At 38.0% G+C, this 15,147-nt stretch carries 12 protein-coding genes and 1 pseudogene; 3 read left to right on the top strand and 10 right to left on the bottom strand.

Annotated features, from left to right (window positions below):
- Positions 1-14: 14 nt before the first annotated feature.
- From MLOOGBEN_RS17645 to MLOOGBEN_RS17625, 5 genes are all read right to left on the bottom strand, one after another.
- Entirely contained in the window at positions 15-1,100 is a 1,086-nt protein-coding gene (locus MLOOGBEN_RS17645) for a Gfo/Idh/MocA family protein (protein WP_179159587.1), read from the bottom strand.
- 39 nt (positions 1,101-1,139) lie between these two features.
- Positions 1,140-1,496: a cupin domain-containing protein gene (locus MLOOGBEN_RS17640; RefSeq protein ID WP_179159586.1), complete on the bottom strand. Its 357-nt coding sequence runs from the start codon at positions 1,494-1,496 to the stop codon at positions 1,140-1,142.
- A 47-nt stretch (positions 1,497-1,543) separates the two neighbouring features.
- Entirely contained in the window at positions 1,544-2,257 is a 714-nt protein-coding gene (locus tag MLOOGBEN_RS17635) for a carbohydrate ABC transporter permease (protein ID WP_218781236.1), read from the bottom strand.
- Positions 2,258-2,381: 124 nt separating this feature from the next.
- Positions 2,382-3,320, bottom strand: a complete 939-nt coding sequence (locus MLOOGBEN_RS17630) for a carbohydrate ABC transporter permease (protein WP_179159584.1) — start codon at positions 3,318-3,320, stop codon at positions 2,382-2,384.
- Between the two features lie 60 nt (positions 3,321-3,380).
- Positions 3,381-4,730 carry an ABC transporter substrate-binding protein gene (locus tag MLOOGBEN_RS17625; RefSeq protein WP_179159583.1) on the bottom strand — a complete coding sequence of 450 codons (1,350 nt, stop codon included), beginning with the start codon at positions 4,728-4,730 and terminating at the stop codon, positions 3,381-3,383.
- A gap of 225 nt (positions 4,731-4,955) precedes the next feature.
- On the opposite strand from MLOOGBEN_RS17625, the gene MLOOGBEN_RS17620 reads away from it, so the two are divergent.
- Complete coding sequence (locus tag MLOOGBEN_RS17620) at positions 4,956-6,728, top strand: sensor histidine kinase (protein WP_179159582.1); 1,773 nt, start codon at positions 4,956-4,958, stop codon at positions 6,726-6,728.
- Entirely contained in the window at positions 6,703-7,452 is a 750-nt protein-coding gene (locus MLOOGBEN_RS17615) for a response regulator transcription factor (RefSeq protein ID WP_179159581.1), read from the top strand. Before MLOOGBEN_RS17620 ends, MLOOGBEN_RS17615 begins: the two co-directional genes overlap by 26 nt.
- Before the next feature lie 413 nt (positions 7,453-7,865).
- Here MLOOGBEN_RS17615 and MLOOGBEN_RS17610 read toward each other — a convergent pair whose 3' ends face one another.
- From MLOOGBEN_RS17610 to MLOOGBEN_RS17595, 5 genes and pseudogenes are all read right to left on the bottom strand, one after another.
- The gene (locus tag MLOOGBEN_RS17610; RefSeq protein WP_179159580.1) at positions 7,866-9,080 is read right to left on the bottom strand and encodes a metallophosphoesterase family protein; all 1,215 of its coding nucleotides are present in this window, start codon (positions 9,078-9,080) and stop codon (positions 7,866-7,868) included.
- Between the two features lie 268 nt (positions 9,081-9,348).
- A complete protein-coding gene (locus tag MLOOGBEN_RS28950) occupies positions 9,349-9,840 on the bottom strand; it encodes a Na+/H+ antiporter NhaC family protein (protein WP_218781235.1) in 492 nt (163 codons plus the stop codon).
- On the bottom strand, positions 9,828-10,670 hold the full coding sequence (locus MLOOGBEN_RS28945; protein WP_218781234.1) for a Na+/H+ antiporter NhaC family protein: 843 nt from the start codon (positions 10,668-10,670) through the stop codon (positions 9,828-9,830). Before MLOOGBEN_RS28945 ends, MLOOGBEN_RS28950 begins: the two co-directional genes overlap by 13 nt.
- A 238-nt stretch (positions 10,671-10,908) precedes the next feature.
- The gene (locus MLOOGBEN_RS17600) at positions 10,909-12,456 is read right to left on the bottom strand and encodes a transposase (protein WP_179159579.1); all 1,548 of its coding nucleotides are present in this window, start codon (positions 12,454-12,456) and stop codon (positions 10,909-10,911) included.
- A pseudogene (locus MLOOGBEN_RS17595) lies at positions 12,401-13,077 on the bottom strand (IS607 family transposase). Before MLOOGBEN_RS17595 ends, MLOOGBEN_RS17600 begins: the two are co-directional and overlap by 56 nt.
- A gap of 379 nt (positions 13,078-13,456) precedes the next feature.
- Between MLOOGBEN_RS17595 and MLOOGBEN_RS17590 the strand changes: the two are divergent.
- Positions 13,457-14,713 carry a YeeE/YedE family protein gene (locus tag MLOOGBEN_RS17590; protein WP_179159749.1) on the top strand — a complete coding sequence of 419 codons (1,257 nt, stop codon included), beginning with the start codon at positions 13,457-13,459 and terminating at the stop codon, positions 14,711-14,713.
- Positions 14,714-15,147 lie beyond the last annotated feature (434 nt).

The raw sequence follows: 15,147 nt of genomic DNA, 5'->3' as shown, positions 1-15,147 counted from the left end.
ATATATCCCCCCATCTACTCAATTGTGATCCAGTTACCAGAACGATTATTCTTGTATGCATCAAAAATCTTTGTTAAATGAACAGCGTCGCTTAATGTCGCACGTTCTACTTTTCTATCATTCAATACCGCATGAGCAAAATGATTTACACTTTGAACCATTCCTTGTAAGAATAGGTTCTTGTTATAAAGCTGCCCTAGTGAAAATTCTGGCTCCCAATGAACCGGACCCTCTAACGGATTATCCCCTATGTAATGGGGAGCCTTTCCGTATTCTCCGCTGCCCTTTGATCCCCTGTAATAAGCAAGGCGGATTGCATTATCAATGACGACATTTTCTTTGTTTCCAATAATTTCGTATCGTTCAAATGGACTCGTGTCCGCTTGTGTAGAAGGCAGATCTAGATTACCGATCGCGCCGGACTTGAATTTTAATAGAGTTTGAACATTCCCACTTGGCTGGTGTTCGATAAACATCATTTCTTTCACATCACCCATTAAGTAATGAATGCCTGACATTGGGTGACAAATATCCAAGAACCAATGAAGTCCAGTTCTTTCTCCAAGTTTTTCTTCAAATGGAGATAAAGTTAATGGATATCTTCCTGAAACCGAAGCCGCTTCCCCAAAAGTACTTGATTCTAAGATTTGTTTTGCTTTAACGAAAGTTGGATAGAAGTAGCGTTTATTCGAAACCAGAACGGTTTGGCCAGTCTTAGCCTCTAGCTCTAGTAATTCTTCACCTTCTTTTGCCGTATAAGCAAGTGGTTTTTCCATCCATACAGGCAGACCCGCTTTAAGGATATTTGGAACGATTTTTGGATAAATAGGATGACCGTTCTTATCAAAATTCAGAACAATGAATACGGCGTCGAGGTCTTCTTTTTTGATCATCTCCATATAATCGGTATAAGCACTTTTTGCTCCAAAACGGGTCTTGTAAAGGTCCGCTCTTTCTTGATTTAAATCACAAACAGCAACAAGATCAATGGGTGCATAATCAAACGTAGGATATACGTTACGATAGGCATGTGCACCACAGCCGATAAAGCCTATACGAAGTTTGTTACTATACTCATAGTTAAATTTAATTGGTTCCATTGTCTGGTCTCCTTTTTTGATTTCAATTTTTCGTCAATCTTACTCACCAATCGTTTGTCGATCAGGTGCCGAATACGCGATGATCATTCGACATGGTTCCCAGCTAGTAACCGTAGCATTGTGCGGGACATTTCTTGGGATACGCAGCATCATTCCAGGTTTAAGATGATACGTTTCATCACCTAAAGAATGATCGCACTCTCCAGATAGGACGAATATAAATTCTTCACAATTCGGGTGGATATGTCGTGGGTTTGAAACACCAGCATTGATATAAACCATTCCAAAAGTCATTTCAGCTTCCGGATCGATTTCCTGTCCGCAAAGCCATTGAATGGAACCCCAGTCGTTTTGAATTAAGTGTTTTGCCTCATTTAAGTCAGAAATCGTAGCCATTAAAAATCTCTCCTTTTGTTTTCGTTTTTTATATGAAACTACAAGTATTATTTATTTGCTCCACTAGCCATTCCCTCAACAAAGGAACGTTGGAAGATCAGATACACAATAATACTTGGGATCATGCTAATAACAGTGCCTCCAAAGATTAATCCAAAGTTAGTAGATTGTTCTCCTTGGAAAGAATAAAGACCTAATGAAATCGTAAATTTTTCTTGTGATATTAATAGGACAAGTGGAAGTAAGAAGTCATTCCAAATGTTCATAAAAGTAAAGATAAGGAGCGCAACAAGTCCTGGTTTTGCTAAAGGTAACATGACTGACCAGTACGTTCTCCATTCACCAGCACCATCAATGGCAGCAGATTCCCGAAGTTCCTTCGGAACATCCCGAAATGTATTCCTCATGAGGAAGATGGAAAACGGAAGTGCAAGTCCGACAGACACTAAGGTTACGCCAGTTAAAGTGTCTACCATTCCCATAGATTTAAGTTGAAAGAAGATTGGAATGATAATGGCCTGAACAGGCAGTGCCATACCCAATAAGACTAAATAAAAGAGTAGGTTATTTCCTTTAAAAGTAAGCTGTGCAAACGCATAACCTGCTGGTGCTGCTACAAGTGCAACGAGTACCATGCCACCAATTGTGATAAATGCACTATTTAAAAAGTAAGTTTTAAAGTTTCCTAAATTCCAAGCACCGATATAATTATCGAAATTCCATGATTTAGGTAATGAGAAAGGAGAACTAAAGATCTCCATATTCGATTTAAAACTAGCTAATACCGCGTAAAAGATAGGAGATGTGATGAAAAGCAACAAAACTGACAATGTAATCCAGAGAGTTACCTGGGACCCTTTTAGCTGTTTTAATCGCGTACCCATACTATTCAGTCCTTTCTCGATAATAGTTAAAGCCAATTGTGAATGCGATTACAATAATCCCCAACACCACACTACCAGCTGTTGCATAGCTCACTTTGTTCATACTGAATGCAGCTTTATACACATATGTCGATACAAGTTCACTCATATAGAATGGTCCGCCCTGGGTCATGATCCAAATTAATGCAAATCCTTTAAGGGCGTGTATGATCACCATACTGATGACAACATTTAAGGTATTTCTCAAACTTGGAATGGTAATATTCCAAAACTTACTGATCGGGCCAGCACCATCAATATCTGCTGCTTCATATAGGCTGTAGTCAATACTTTGAAGACCTGCAAGGAAGAGAATTAAATATAATCCATAGAACGCCCATGTACTTGCAATGACGAGAGCAGGAATTACAAATAACGGTTCCCCTAGCCAGTTTTTTGCCAAACTCTCTAACCCAACTGATTTCAGAAAGACATTAATGGGTCCCATCATTGGATCATAGATTTTCGACCAAAGTACTCCAACAACGGCTAAGGATAGAACACTTGGCAGGTAAAATCCTGCCCTAAAGAACACTTTTCCCTTTTTCACCCTGCTGATTAATACCGCCAACACTAAGGTAGGAACCACCATGAGAGTAAGACTTAGTACCACCCACAATAGGTTATGACCTAATGATTTTAAGAAAACGTCGTCCTTTGTCAGCTGGACATAATTTTCGATTCCTACAAAGTTCATGCTTGGTGATGCTCCATCCCAATCGAAGAAGCTAAATCGAACAGCGTCAATCATCGGATATAACATAAAAACGGCATATAATATCAATCCTGGCAGAAGAAAAGATGCGATTGTTATGGCTTTCTTGATCTTCAGCTTTGTTTTACTATTGACAGCAACTACACTTTTTTTATCCATTTCTATTAATGGCGTTGATTGAGTCATGTAATGACCTCCCTTCTTCGTAGGGACCTGTTCACACGACCAAGTCCCATTCTCAAACCGTTATTTTAAACTAAATCCATTCGCGCGGTCTTTTTCTGCACCCTTCTCAATGTTGTCCATTGCCTCTTGTGGTGTAACTAATCCACCAACAAGCCCTTGTAGGTTTTGGTAATAAGCTTCCTTCGCTTCTACTCCCATAAACACACTTGGATTATACCCAGAACCCTCTTCAATTGATTTCATTGCAGATTTTAATACGTCACCAACAGGTTCAATGCTTTCTGAAGCCTTAGAAGCTGGGATAAAGTTATAGTCAGGTAAATTTAATACGATATTGCTATAGTCTTCAGATAGAATGAAGTCCATCCATTTTTCAGCATATTCTACATCTATCGCCTTCGTAGGAACTACCCATGTTAATCCAATTCCACCGACCGGCTGCGCGACATCTCCATCAACAAAGGATGGCATCATAAACATATTTACACTTTCATCAAGTTTTTGATCCGCTAAATCCGTAATGAGGTACGTACCTTCAGCTTCAATGGCAGCTTGTTTCGATAAAAATCTAAACTTTGAATCGGCTTGGGTTTGTGTAACAGATTCTTTCGTTATATAGCCTTTATCAACCCAATCAGAGATCATTTCAGCAACCTCTACGACTTTAGGGTCATTCCATTTTCCATCACCATAGAATAATTCCACTACTTGTTCTGTTCCCATTACACTTTCCATCATGACTCCAAAGATCCAGCCAATCGCATACCCATTTCTTGCTCCAACTGTGATAGGTGCAACGCCCTCATCTTTTAGGATTTGAAGCGCTTTCAAAAATTCGTCTTTATTAGTTGGAACTTCAACACCATGCTGTTCAAAAATATCTTTGTTGTAAAACATTCCAATTGCATCTATCATGTGTGGAACCTCATAAATGTTCTCCCCTTTAGAAATCAGGTCATATGCAAAGGTTCTAAGGTCATCCTTCCACTTATTCTTCTCGTAAAGTTTATTTAATGGTTGGATTAGATTTACATCTGATAGAATCGATACCCTTCCTGGACCCGCATTCATTAAGATAACATCCGGTGGTTCAATCCCTGATTGTAATAGAGTAGGGAGCTTACCAGACTCTACTTGTACATCCCCATTTGTAATGTTTACCTCTATATCAGGATTAATTTCCTTAAACTTTTCAACAACGCTAGCCCATTGCTGCTTTTCAACATCGTTATAGTAGTTAGGTATTAATAGATCAAGTACATGATTATTCCCACTTGCTGATTCGTTTTTTACTTCCTTTGAATCTGTTTTTGTTTGATCTTGACTTGATGATGTCGGAGACTGACACGCTGTTGTAAGAATCATCAATAACACTAGTAAAAAAGAAATCTTATGTTTGTTCCCCTTCATAAACATCCCCATCCCTTTTTCATATTAGTTTTCATTGTAACAGAATAGTAAAATTATTATTTTACATTTCACGCTCCTTTCCATAGAATATAAGTAACGTTAATATATTAATAATTCTAAATGATTTAAACTTTCTTTCAATGGTGTGTGAGGTGGTTAAAAGGGGGGTGAATCGTGGTTAATATTTCATAGATGACAATACTGTCTATCATTCGGGGGAAAATAATGAAATTCATTAACTCTATCTTTTTAAAGCTATTTATGACATTTGTTCTTTTTTCATTTATTCCAATGAGCATTGTTGGCTGGTTTGCTTATGATAAATATTCCAATAATTTATATGAAAATTTACGATATCATGCAGATGATATATTGGAGCAAAAGATGAGTTTTCTTTCAGCATTCATGAAGGACTTGGAACGAATGGATCAAGGAATTACTCAAAGTAAAATTTTTTCTGAGTTTCTCACAAACACAAATCCAATAGACCACCCAAAATATTATATTGAGCTTGATGAATTACTTTTAAGTATTCAAAATATAAGACCCGAAACGGAAGGAATCATGATCGTCAGCAACAATGGCTTTATTTACAATTATGGGTATTCTCATGATTTACAATTTAAAAATAAGGACTTCAAGAATCTTCCATGGATCAAAGAAATAGAAAAAAACAATAATCTCACTCCACAAATTACAGACCTGCACGATCAACCCTATTCAAATTTAGATAAGAACCAAAAGGTTTATTCTTATGTTAAAAAAGTTTGGGATCGAAAGATTAAGTCATTCGGATTTCTTATCATCGATTTTAAAGAAGATCTGTTAAAAGACATTCTACGTAATGATGGAGGCAGTTCTTTTAATAGTTCGGGTACCTTTATTCATGACAGTCATGGTTATGTATTAGAACCAGAGATTAATCTGGAATATAAGGACGTAGCAGCATCTACATCTGGATCTACCATTAAAAATCATTCTGGAAAAGAATTTATTGTTTTCACGAAGTATTTCCCACAAACAGGATGGTACGTATCAGAGTATTTTGAGAAAAATGCATTTTATGGAAAAGTCAATGAAATAAAAAAAATCGCAATGATTATTACGATCACAACTGCATTCATTTGTTTACTTGCATCCTTATTTATATCCCATCGAATTTCAACACCTATTAAGAATCTTGGCAGAGTGATGAAAAAAGTGGAATCAGGAAACCTTGATGAAAGGTTTGTTGTCCATTCAAAGGATGAAATAGGTGACCTCGGAAAAGGTTTTAATACGATGATTGGGGAAATAAAAAAATTAATTCAAGCAGTTAAACACGAAGAAAAATTAAAGAAAGAAGCAGAAATTACCGCATTACAATTACAAATTAATCCACATTTTATTTATAACACCTTAGAAACGATTAATTCTTTGGCCCGTAAAAAAAGAGAACCTGAAATTAGCCGTCTGATTGTGCTACTTGGAAGACTACTGAGATCTAGTATAAGTTCATTTGAAGAAAAAATCCCAATCAAACAGGAAATCAATTATATCGTCAGTTATTTAGAGATTCAAAAGGTACGGATGAGAGAACCATTAAACTACAGTATCTCTATCGATCCAATATTAGATGAATATCTATCGGTGAAATGGATTCTGCAGCCTATCGTTGAAAATGCGATCATTCATGGGATTGACCCCTTAAAATCATCCGGAAATATAGAGATTATCGGGGAAAACAGAGGCTCAACCATTTTATTTACAATTAAAGATAATGGAGTCGGAATGGATTCTTTCATGCTACAACAGATTCGTCACCAGCTTAAATTCAGCTCCGAAAACCTCGCGAAATATAAGAATAAAATCGGGCTTTACAATGTACAAACAAGAATTCATTCCCATTACGGCAGTTCTTTTGGTATTACAATAGATAGTGAGGTAAATATGGGTACAACCGTTACCATTTCAATCCCAATGGAGGTATATGATGCTCAAAATGTTAATAGTAGATGATGACTGGCTTATATCGGATAGTTTGAAATCATTGGATGAATGGCATGAGCGAAATATCGATGTGGTTGGCACGGCCGAGAACGGGAAAGAGGCTATATTTTGGATGGAAAAAGAGAAACTGGACATTATTTTAACGGATATCCGTATGCCTGAAATGGATGGTATTGAGTTAACCAAGCATATATATGAAAAGGAACCGAACATACATGTGATCATTATGAGTGGATACGAGGAGTTTTCTTACGCTCAAAAAGCGATGAGATACAATGCTAAAGGATATATTCTAAAACCAATCGATACGGATGAACTTATGGATGCAATTGATAGAATTAAGGCGGACATGAACCCTACCAAAAAGGTCGAGCCAGAATCTGATAACGACCCAACCACTTATCATGAAAGACTGGTTTTAGGTGCGCAATCCTACATATTGTCTAATCTAATGAAACCGTTAACATTAAAGGGAATTGCTAACCGTTTACATCTTACCGATCACTATTTTGGTCAAGTATTTAAATCTGTCACGGGTGAAACTTTTTTAAATTATTTAACAAGGATTCGTATGGAGAAAGCATGTGAATTAACCAAAAACCCTAATCTAAAAATATATGAAATTGGCACTCTTGTGGGATATAAGGATCCTAAATCCTTTGCAAAAACATTCCAAAGATTATACAACATGACACCCAATGAATTTCGGAAACAATACTTTACTAATGAATAGGTATAAATACGTAGAAAAGTGATAAACCCCGAAAGTTAATAGGGGTTTATCTCGTTTATATATGATAGCTATCTGCGCCTAAATAAGCCGGCTGCCAAGCTTTTATCTGTTCTATTCCATCATGAGTCCGCTAGCTTATTTGTGGAATAATCTAACTGGGTGCCCAGCTAGAGGTATTTCCGCTCAAGTTTATTTACTTTTCTCTTTACATCTAACTTATTATTTCTACGAAAAACCAATATAAAGCCCCTTTGATGGATAAAATCAAAGGGGTTTACTTGTGCTGTTTATCTTGTTGAAACACCATCCACGAAAAAAATTAGGACGTCTTGGCTGCTTCCCTTCCCTCGCCGGTATTGTGTCACCTCGAAAATAAAACGGTTAGTAACTGTGACCAGTCGTTTTAAGTCAATCTATTTAACTACTTTTTCTTTCTTTTTGCTTTCATCGATTGGACCTGGAGAAATGCTCTGGTCATTGGCTGTCAGATCGATACCATAGTCCTTTGCAAACACCATATGTGTTTCTACCAGCACATCTGCTGTATTTTCATCCAAATTAAAAACCCTTGCACCGCGTAATCTATTTCGATCTGCACCCGGAAGACCATAAGTACCAAAACCGACATTTCCGGCATAACCAAGCAGGATGCCATAATAGTTACCCATGTAGGTGTTTACATGATCATGGCCACAGAAAACACCTTTGACATCTCCCCTCTCAAGCATAGCTGAGAACATGCCGCTATTGATCGGGCCAGGGCATTCCTCTTCATTTCTTTCTCCGACAATATTATGCTTGTTCACAGCATTAGCGTGGTTTTCGTCCGTTCTACTATCTACACTCGCAAACCACATATAACGATATTCCCAAAGTGGAATATGAATAAATACAAGCGAAGGAACCTTGTGACCCCATTGTTTCTCTAAGTTTTTAGAGGTTTCGCTATACCAGCTTACTTGGTTAAACCGCAGCCAGTCCCAGGTTGGATATCCCTCAAAATCTTGACCAGCAATAGTATTAGGAGCATATCTTCCACTGTCAAGCAACCAAAGATTAAAAGCAGCATCCGTACCTTTGGAATTTTTGATAAGGAGATTCATATTTCCGGTTCCAGTAATATCTTTTACACTCGCCTTGTTCAAATTGTATTTATAAGACATGTAAATGTCGAGCATGTCCTCTTCATTAAGGCCACTTTTTGGAGTGGAGTCCTCATCATGGTTTCCATATGTAATCGCCCACTTTATCCCTCTCTTCTCCATAGGTTGTGCCACATTATTTATCGCTTGTTTCATCTCAAGAGGTGTATCACATCCGCCTGTAATGTTGTCACCGTTAAGGACAACAAAATCTGGTTTTTCAGTATCAAGGACTTTTTCCATCAACTCAATCGTACGACGATCAATGTTTTCATCATCTTGGCTATCGTTAAACTGCACAATTTTAAATTTTCCGTCCGGTTTGAATTGAAGCTTGATATCCTCATTTGCTGCCGCGTGTACGGTACCCGTGAACATATTAGCCGGAATGCCCGCTGATCCTAGTGTTAATGCCAATGTACTCAGCCCGCCGATTTTGATAAAGCGCCGTCTGTCCAATCCCATTTGCAAGTCATATTTACTCATAATTTAATCTCCACATCCCTTTTTAAAAATATAATAGATAGTACATCTATAAAAAGAGTAACAAGGAAGTTTTGATTCTGTGTTTCTACTATGTAAATTATTAATGTAAATTTGGTAAAGATTGCATATGTTTTAATTTTGAACAATCTGACCTGAGATTGTGGAATATTTAAGTCCATAACAAAAAGAGCTCACACGAATGAGCTCTTTACCCGTAAATTCTTATTAACACCAGAAACATGACTTTGAGTGCTGATAAAATCTCCCTCTACATAACTGCACTTTGGTTGGGTTGTTCTTGCGGATTTCTAACCGCTTTCCCTTCTGAGCCTTCAAATTGGCGGCCCCATCCCGTTATGATTGAGAACAATAGAACTAGGAACAGTACCATGCAATAAATCATACCGCTGCTGACTTGTGTCAGGGATAGCGGCGGAATAAAATCATAGCCTTCCGACAATAAAGCACCGAGGAATACAAAAACACTTAAGAACGGGACAACGAGCACGATGGCATTCGCAAAACCATCGAGTAGATTGGCCCGGCGGTAAGGATGGAGACCAACACGTTTGCCAATCTCATTCTGTACTTTTCCAAAGGTGGTCATCGATGCACTGGTCACACCGCCGAAAATCAACGTGGTAAACGAGATGCCTAACATCATTGCAAACTCAGCACCACGTACACTTTTGCCCATTTTGCTGTTAAGGATGCCATTTGTGACTTTTTCAAGCACACCCGCACCGTTTAGTACACCCATGATACCGTAAACGGAAATGACCAGCTGACCGTTGCCATCATACTGCTAATACCGCCCGTTAGGAATCCTGCTGGAGCACCATCTGCAACGGAAATAACATGCTCAAAAGTTAAACGGTTAAATGCTAGAGCTGTGATGGTTCCTAAAACGATCCCTATGGTAATAGCTTTATAGATATTGCGGGTTTTAATTGCTACCATTAACATGACGGCCACTGGAACCAGCATGATCAGTGTAGTTGGATTCATGTTCTTCCCAAGAATATCCGCTGCGCCCGCTCCTACCGTACCGCCGCCCCCAAAGATCCAGAACAGAACAAACGAGATAACACCTGCGACCAGAGAATACTTCAGCCGGGTGGCAACACAGCCGCCGATGTCAGCAAAGCCTTGTTTTTTTGTGAATTCTTGCGTTCCTGCAGAGATGATCGTGGTATCTGAAATGGGTGCCAGGTTATCTCCAAAAATAGAAGCACTGGCAATGGCGCCCGCTAGGATAGCAGGGTCACTGCCCAACAATATTCCTGCTGGATAGAAAATAGGGAAGCAGGTAAACATGGTTCCGAGCGATGATCCCGTAGCAGTAGCAATGACACAAACAGCTAAGAAAGTAAACGCGGTGAATAGTCCTCCGTCCACGCCCAGCAAATCGGCGAGCCATACGAAACCTGCCAAAATATTCGTCTCTTTGATCAGCGCCGAGAACATCCCGATCACAAATAGCAGAATGGTAATCGGTACAGCTTCCTTTACGCCTGCATAGACTGAATCCCAGAAACGATCGTAGTTACCGTTCGAATTTAAGTACAAATACATAGTAAATGTACTCACGTAAAAGCAAGGACGGTGTACCTTTTACGGATTCGCAAGAGAGCATTTCACTCTCACACCAAAGGTGTAAAGCTACATCACGCAGACATCGAAACGTCTGAGGACCAGTATACTACTGCCTTGATGGGTAATCCAATACCTGCTTGTATTTCTATTTGTTGCCTATTGATTTCGACTTCACGAGCACACTTTCTTCCTTACAGGTTCACTGTGGCATTGCTGCCGAAAGGCAACTAAATTATAGTTGGTTTAATAAGTAAATCTTTGATTTAAAAGTATATTTTTTCCATTGTTTGGTGAGTTCTTTCCATTGCTTCCACCTACTTATTTGAACAATTTTGCATGGATTGCCTGTTAGTAAGTGTTTAACAGGCATACTTTCAATCTTGTTAAATTTAAGACTTCGTCTTGCTATCACCATTGCGGCACTTACATGGGAGCTTAAACCATATTTTTTCATAAATTTATGATGACCAATCTGGCTAGTAAATGCAGGACTGACGCCAATTAATCGTACACCTTCCGCTTCACATTTATCCTTTAACAAAGATTGATAAGTTGAATAAGCGAAACCACTTAGAAATTTAGCTTGTTCTGGAGAGAGTTGCTTTAAAGCTAGTTTTTTCTTATTAAAATTGAGGTTTTCATGTCCAATTGGTTTTTGCTTTTCTTTGGCGTAATTTACAGCTACCTTTAAAGCTTCACTAAGGCTTTGTTCTATTTGTTCACTCGGTGTGTGTTGATTTGCGTATGGAACATTAAAAGATTGAAGATAGTTACCGAAACGGTCCACATCTGTAATAGATAAAAATCCAGCATTAAAGTCGATTCCTACCGAACCAATATGATCAAGTGTTGTCTTTTGTGGTGATTCTACGTCAACTGACGCGTTTACGTACCAAGTATCACACTTGCGAATGAACTTCCACGTGGTTGCCTTGTAGTATTTTGCTTTATTCCCTCCTTTTGTGTAACCTATAGTCGCTATTTTAGCTTTATCAATTTGTTCCTGTCCGTACGGAAACATCACGTTAGGAATAACGACGTAATTTCCATACAAAGGCTCGTCCTTTGTATAAACTCGAATGCGCAAGTCGTTATTCAAATCGTATGTACATGATTGATTGCCGTATGTTTCGTCTTTGGAACCGACAAAGGTAAATTGATCTGCACGTCGTGCTTGCCATTCCTTTTTCCATTCTTGGAAAGTAAGGTTATTTTCTTTCAAGTTAAATTGTTTGTGAAACCAATCCTTCGAACCAAAACAAATACGTACTACCTGTTGCTCTAAGTCGCTTTCCAGTTTTTCAAGTTTATGAGTAAGAGCATATAGTTTCCGTTTCTTTTGATGAAGTGTCTTTCGCAATTTTCGATAACTTCTAACTTTTTTGAGGAACGTTTTCTCATTTCCTATCATTTTAAGGAGAGAGATATGAGCTTTATCTTTTTGTTCCACTTTCTTTTTAATGATGTCTGAAGTATTCTGAATTTTGATTTTGGTTTCTTCAATATATAAATTCTTCAATTCGTTTTTGGAATAAATTCTCCCTTTTAATTGCTTCTTAATGCTATTGAATTGGCGAGCTGTAATTTGGTGTTTTGCACAATAAGAAACTTTTAACTCATTTTCTGGCATTTTTCTAACATACATATCGACAAACAGTCTTCGTTCTATCATACCAAAGGTACGTGCTGTCTCTTCTAAAAATTGATAGAGTGGAGTTGATTCTTTATTTTTGAGAACGATTGCTTTGTTCTTGATTTTCGTCTGATAGGTTTTGAACATCGACAATCGTCTCCTTCGCCGTTTTTTGTAGTTCTTTATGTTTTTTACTGCGTAGACCATACAATTTACCAGAAAAACTAGTAATTATACTAATTAAATCATCAGCCAGTTCTTCCTGTGCTGATTTAGTAGTTTCTTCGGAATCTAGTACATGAATAGTTACATCATGACTTTTAAAATACTCCTCCAAATATGCGTAACCAAAACGTGTTAGACGGTCTTTATATCGAATCGCTACATCTGTGATGATTCGTTCCTTAGCTAGGTTCATTAATTTTAATAAACCTTTCCGATGGTCATTCAATCCTGAACCCACATCACTCAAAGTCTCGACTACTAAAAAATCAGATGGTAAATTTTCCGATAAAAAAGAGATTTGTCGTTTTAAATCGCCTTTTTGTTTTTGTTCATTAGAAGAAACTCTTGCATAAATAGCAACTTTGCGTTGAGTTTTCTTCACATTCCCTTGTAATCTTTCAATTTCACTTAAGGGAATTCTTCTGCGCCCTCCTAGTGTGCGCACGATAGCAATTTTTTTCCGGCTCTGTCCCAATTTTGAATAGTTTGAGTTGATACACCTAATAACTGTTTGGCTTCTTTCATATTTAATAGTTTATCCATAAATTCATTATAAAGTAATATATTTCCAGTTTCAAACTTATAACCGTAAAAACTCCGCTTATTTTTAAGGAAATATGGCTTTTTTTCAATTTAATCGGAAATCTTCCGTCTATTTTCAAACACAATGAAATCAACATTCAGTTTTAATAGAGCAAAAAAAAAACACCTGCCCTTAAATAAAAATTCAAGGACAAGTGTTTTAACCTGCGGTACCACCTTGTTTGATATGTATCTATCTAATAAGCAATATTAACGACATGTTCCTGACTTGTTCCTTAGTTTTTCCATTTACTTTTTAAAAATTTGTTTATATAATAGGGTATCCATAAAACACACTAAACTTATAGGTTATGAGGTGAATCACTTGTCGCAAACAACATTGGATGCAACAACAAAGACAAAATATACATCGTGGAATCAAAAATCAACAACTTTTGTTACAAGCCTTAACTCTGTTCAGCTAAAGCTAGTTTTGTCAGGCATCATCGCAGCCCTTCTCCTATTAGCAGCGATTGTTTATTCAGCAAATTGGACACAAGGAGTTCTTTTCATCATTGGTTTGATGCTTGGAGCAGCGCTACTTTACGCTCGTTTTGGTTTTACGTCAGCGTTCCGCCGATTAGTTTCTATTGGAAATGTTCAGGGATTGCAAGCACATATGCTAATGTTTGCCCTCTCGACTACATTATTTGCGATTATTCTAAGTACTGGTTTTAGCTTTACCGGTGTTAATCCTGTTGGTTATGTTTCACCTGTAGGCATACCCGTTTTATTCGGTGCTTTTCTATTTGGAATAGGCATGCAGCTTGGAAATGGATGTGCTTCGGGATTACTCTATAATCTAGGCGGGGGTACCTCCTCTATGGTCTTGACCCTTTTTGCTTTTATTACGGGCTCGACCTTAGGTGCCTATCATTTTTCCTTCTGGATGGAGGAAACACCAACACTTCCACCGATTTCTTTAGCCACATCAACAGGGCTTGGATACTTTGGGGCATGGCTGGTTCAATTGATCCTGTTTGCCGTTATTTATTGGATCACGATTCAGATTGCTAAAAAGAAAAATCCGCCAATGATGAAGCCGCTGCCGACCACAACTGGGTGGAAAAAGGTCATTCGAGGTTCTTGGCCATTATTAACAGCTGCCATTGTATTAGCCATCCTTAATGCGTTAACCTTAACGGTAAGAGGAACACCATGGGGAATCACTTCTGCTTTCGCACTTTGGGGCGGCAAAACGTTAAATGCTCTTGGGGTCGATGTAACAAGCTGGGGTTATTTTACAGGTGCAAACAGCGAGGCATTGAAAAATTCCGTTTTATCTGATTCTACTAGTGTGATGAATTTTGGAATTATCTTAGGTGCATTTATTTCAGCATCGTTCCAAGGAACTTTTAAACCAAAGAAAATAAAGCCGGGTGTAGCCGGAGCTTCGATTCTTGGCGGACTATTGATGGGATATGGTTCTCGTCTTGCATTCGGTTGTAACATTGGAGCCTACTTCGGTGGGATCTCATCTTTCAGCCTACATGGATGGGTATGGATGATCATGGCGTTGATCGGAACTTTCGCAGCCCTCTTTATTCGACCTATGTTTGGATTGAAAAATCCATCCTCAAAAGATACATTTTGTTAAGAGATAGGCTGTGTGAAAGATGAATGTTGATTTTACTGTGTTTGGAAAATAAGCGGAGAATTTCCGTTTAAATTGTGAAATACCCATATTTCCCTCATAATAAGCGGAGTTTTTCCGCTTATTGTATCCAAATCATTGGATTTTGTCTTATTTAAAGCACTTAACCGGAAAATTTCCGCTTATATCGGCTTCTTAAGGTTCCTTTATCTACAATAGACGGAAATTCTCCGCTTATGAATGATCAAACCCCTGCACGAAAATCAACAATGAATCATAACACAGCCCAAAGATAAAAGTGCCAGGACCCTCCCTATTGTTCCTGGCACTTTTATGTCCTTGTCTATCCTTTCTATTTTAAAGTCACTCTACCAAGTGGCATTATTTTGTTTTCTAATGGATCATATTATTCTGAATTCCCGCCAATTGTTTTCCAG

Source organism: Bacillus sp. EB106-08-02-XG196, from assembly GCF_013396335.1.
In the GTDB taxonomy this organism is placed as follows: domain Bacteria; phylum Bacillota; class Bacilli; order Bacillales; family Cytobacillaceae; genus Neobacillus.
The sequence above is the reverse complement of the archived record's forward strand: the minus strand, read 5'-3'. Positions and strand labels throughout refer to the sequence as shown.

What these genes read in the sequence shown, in the direction of transcription:
- MLOOGBEN_RS17625 (WP_179159583.1), bottom strand. Translation starts at nt 4,730, where the DNA reads ATGAAGGGGAACAAACATAAGATTTCTTTTTTACTAGTGTTATTGATG.
- MLOOGBEN_RS17645 (WP_179159587.1), bottom strand. Translation starts at nt 1,100, where the DNA reads ATGGAACCAATTAAATTTAACTATGAGTATAGTAACAAACTTCGTATA.
- MLOOGBEN_RS28950 (WP_218781235.1), bottom strand. Translation starts at nt 9,840, where the DNA reads ATGGGTGTACTAAACGGTGCGGGTGTGCTTGAAAAAGTCACAAATGGC.
- MLOOGBEN_RS17640 (WP_179159586.1), bottom strand. Translation starts at nt 1,496, where the DNA reads ATGGCTACGATTTCTGACTTAAATGAGGCAAAACACTTAATTCAAAAC.
- MLOOGBEN_RS17600 (WP_179159579.1), bottom strand. Translation starts at nt 12,456, where the DNA reads ATGTTCAAAACCTATCAGACGAAAATCAAGAACAAAGCAATCGTTCTC.
- MLOOGBEN_RS17615 (WP_179159581.1), top strand. Translation starts at nt 6,703, where the DNA reads ATGCTCAAAATGTTAATAGTAGATGATGACTGGCTTATATCGGATAGT.
- MLOOGBEN_RS17630 (WP_179159584.1), bottom strand. Translation starts at nt 3,320, where the DNA reads ATGACTCAATCAACGCCATTAATAGAAATGGATAAAAAAAGTGTAGTT.
- MLOOGBEN_RS17620 (WP_179159582.1), top strand. Translation starts at nt 4,956, where the DNA reads ATGAAATTCATTAACTCTATCTTTTTAAAGCTATTTATGACATTTGTT.
- MLOOGBEN_RS17610 (WP_179159580.1), bottom strand. Translation starts at nt 9,080, where the DNA reads ATGAGTAAATATGACTTGCAAATGGGATTGGACAGACGGCGCTTTATC.
- MLOOGBEN_RS17635 (WP_218781236.1), bottom strand. Translation starts at nt 2,257, where the DNA reads ATGGAGATCTTTAGTTCTCCTTTCTCATTACCTAAATCATGGAATTTC.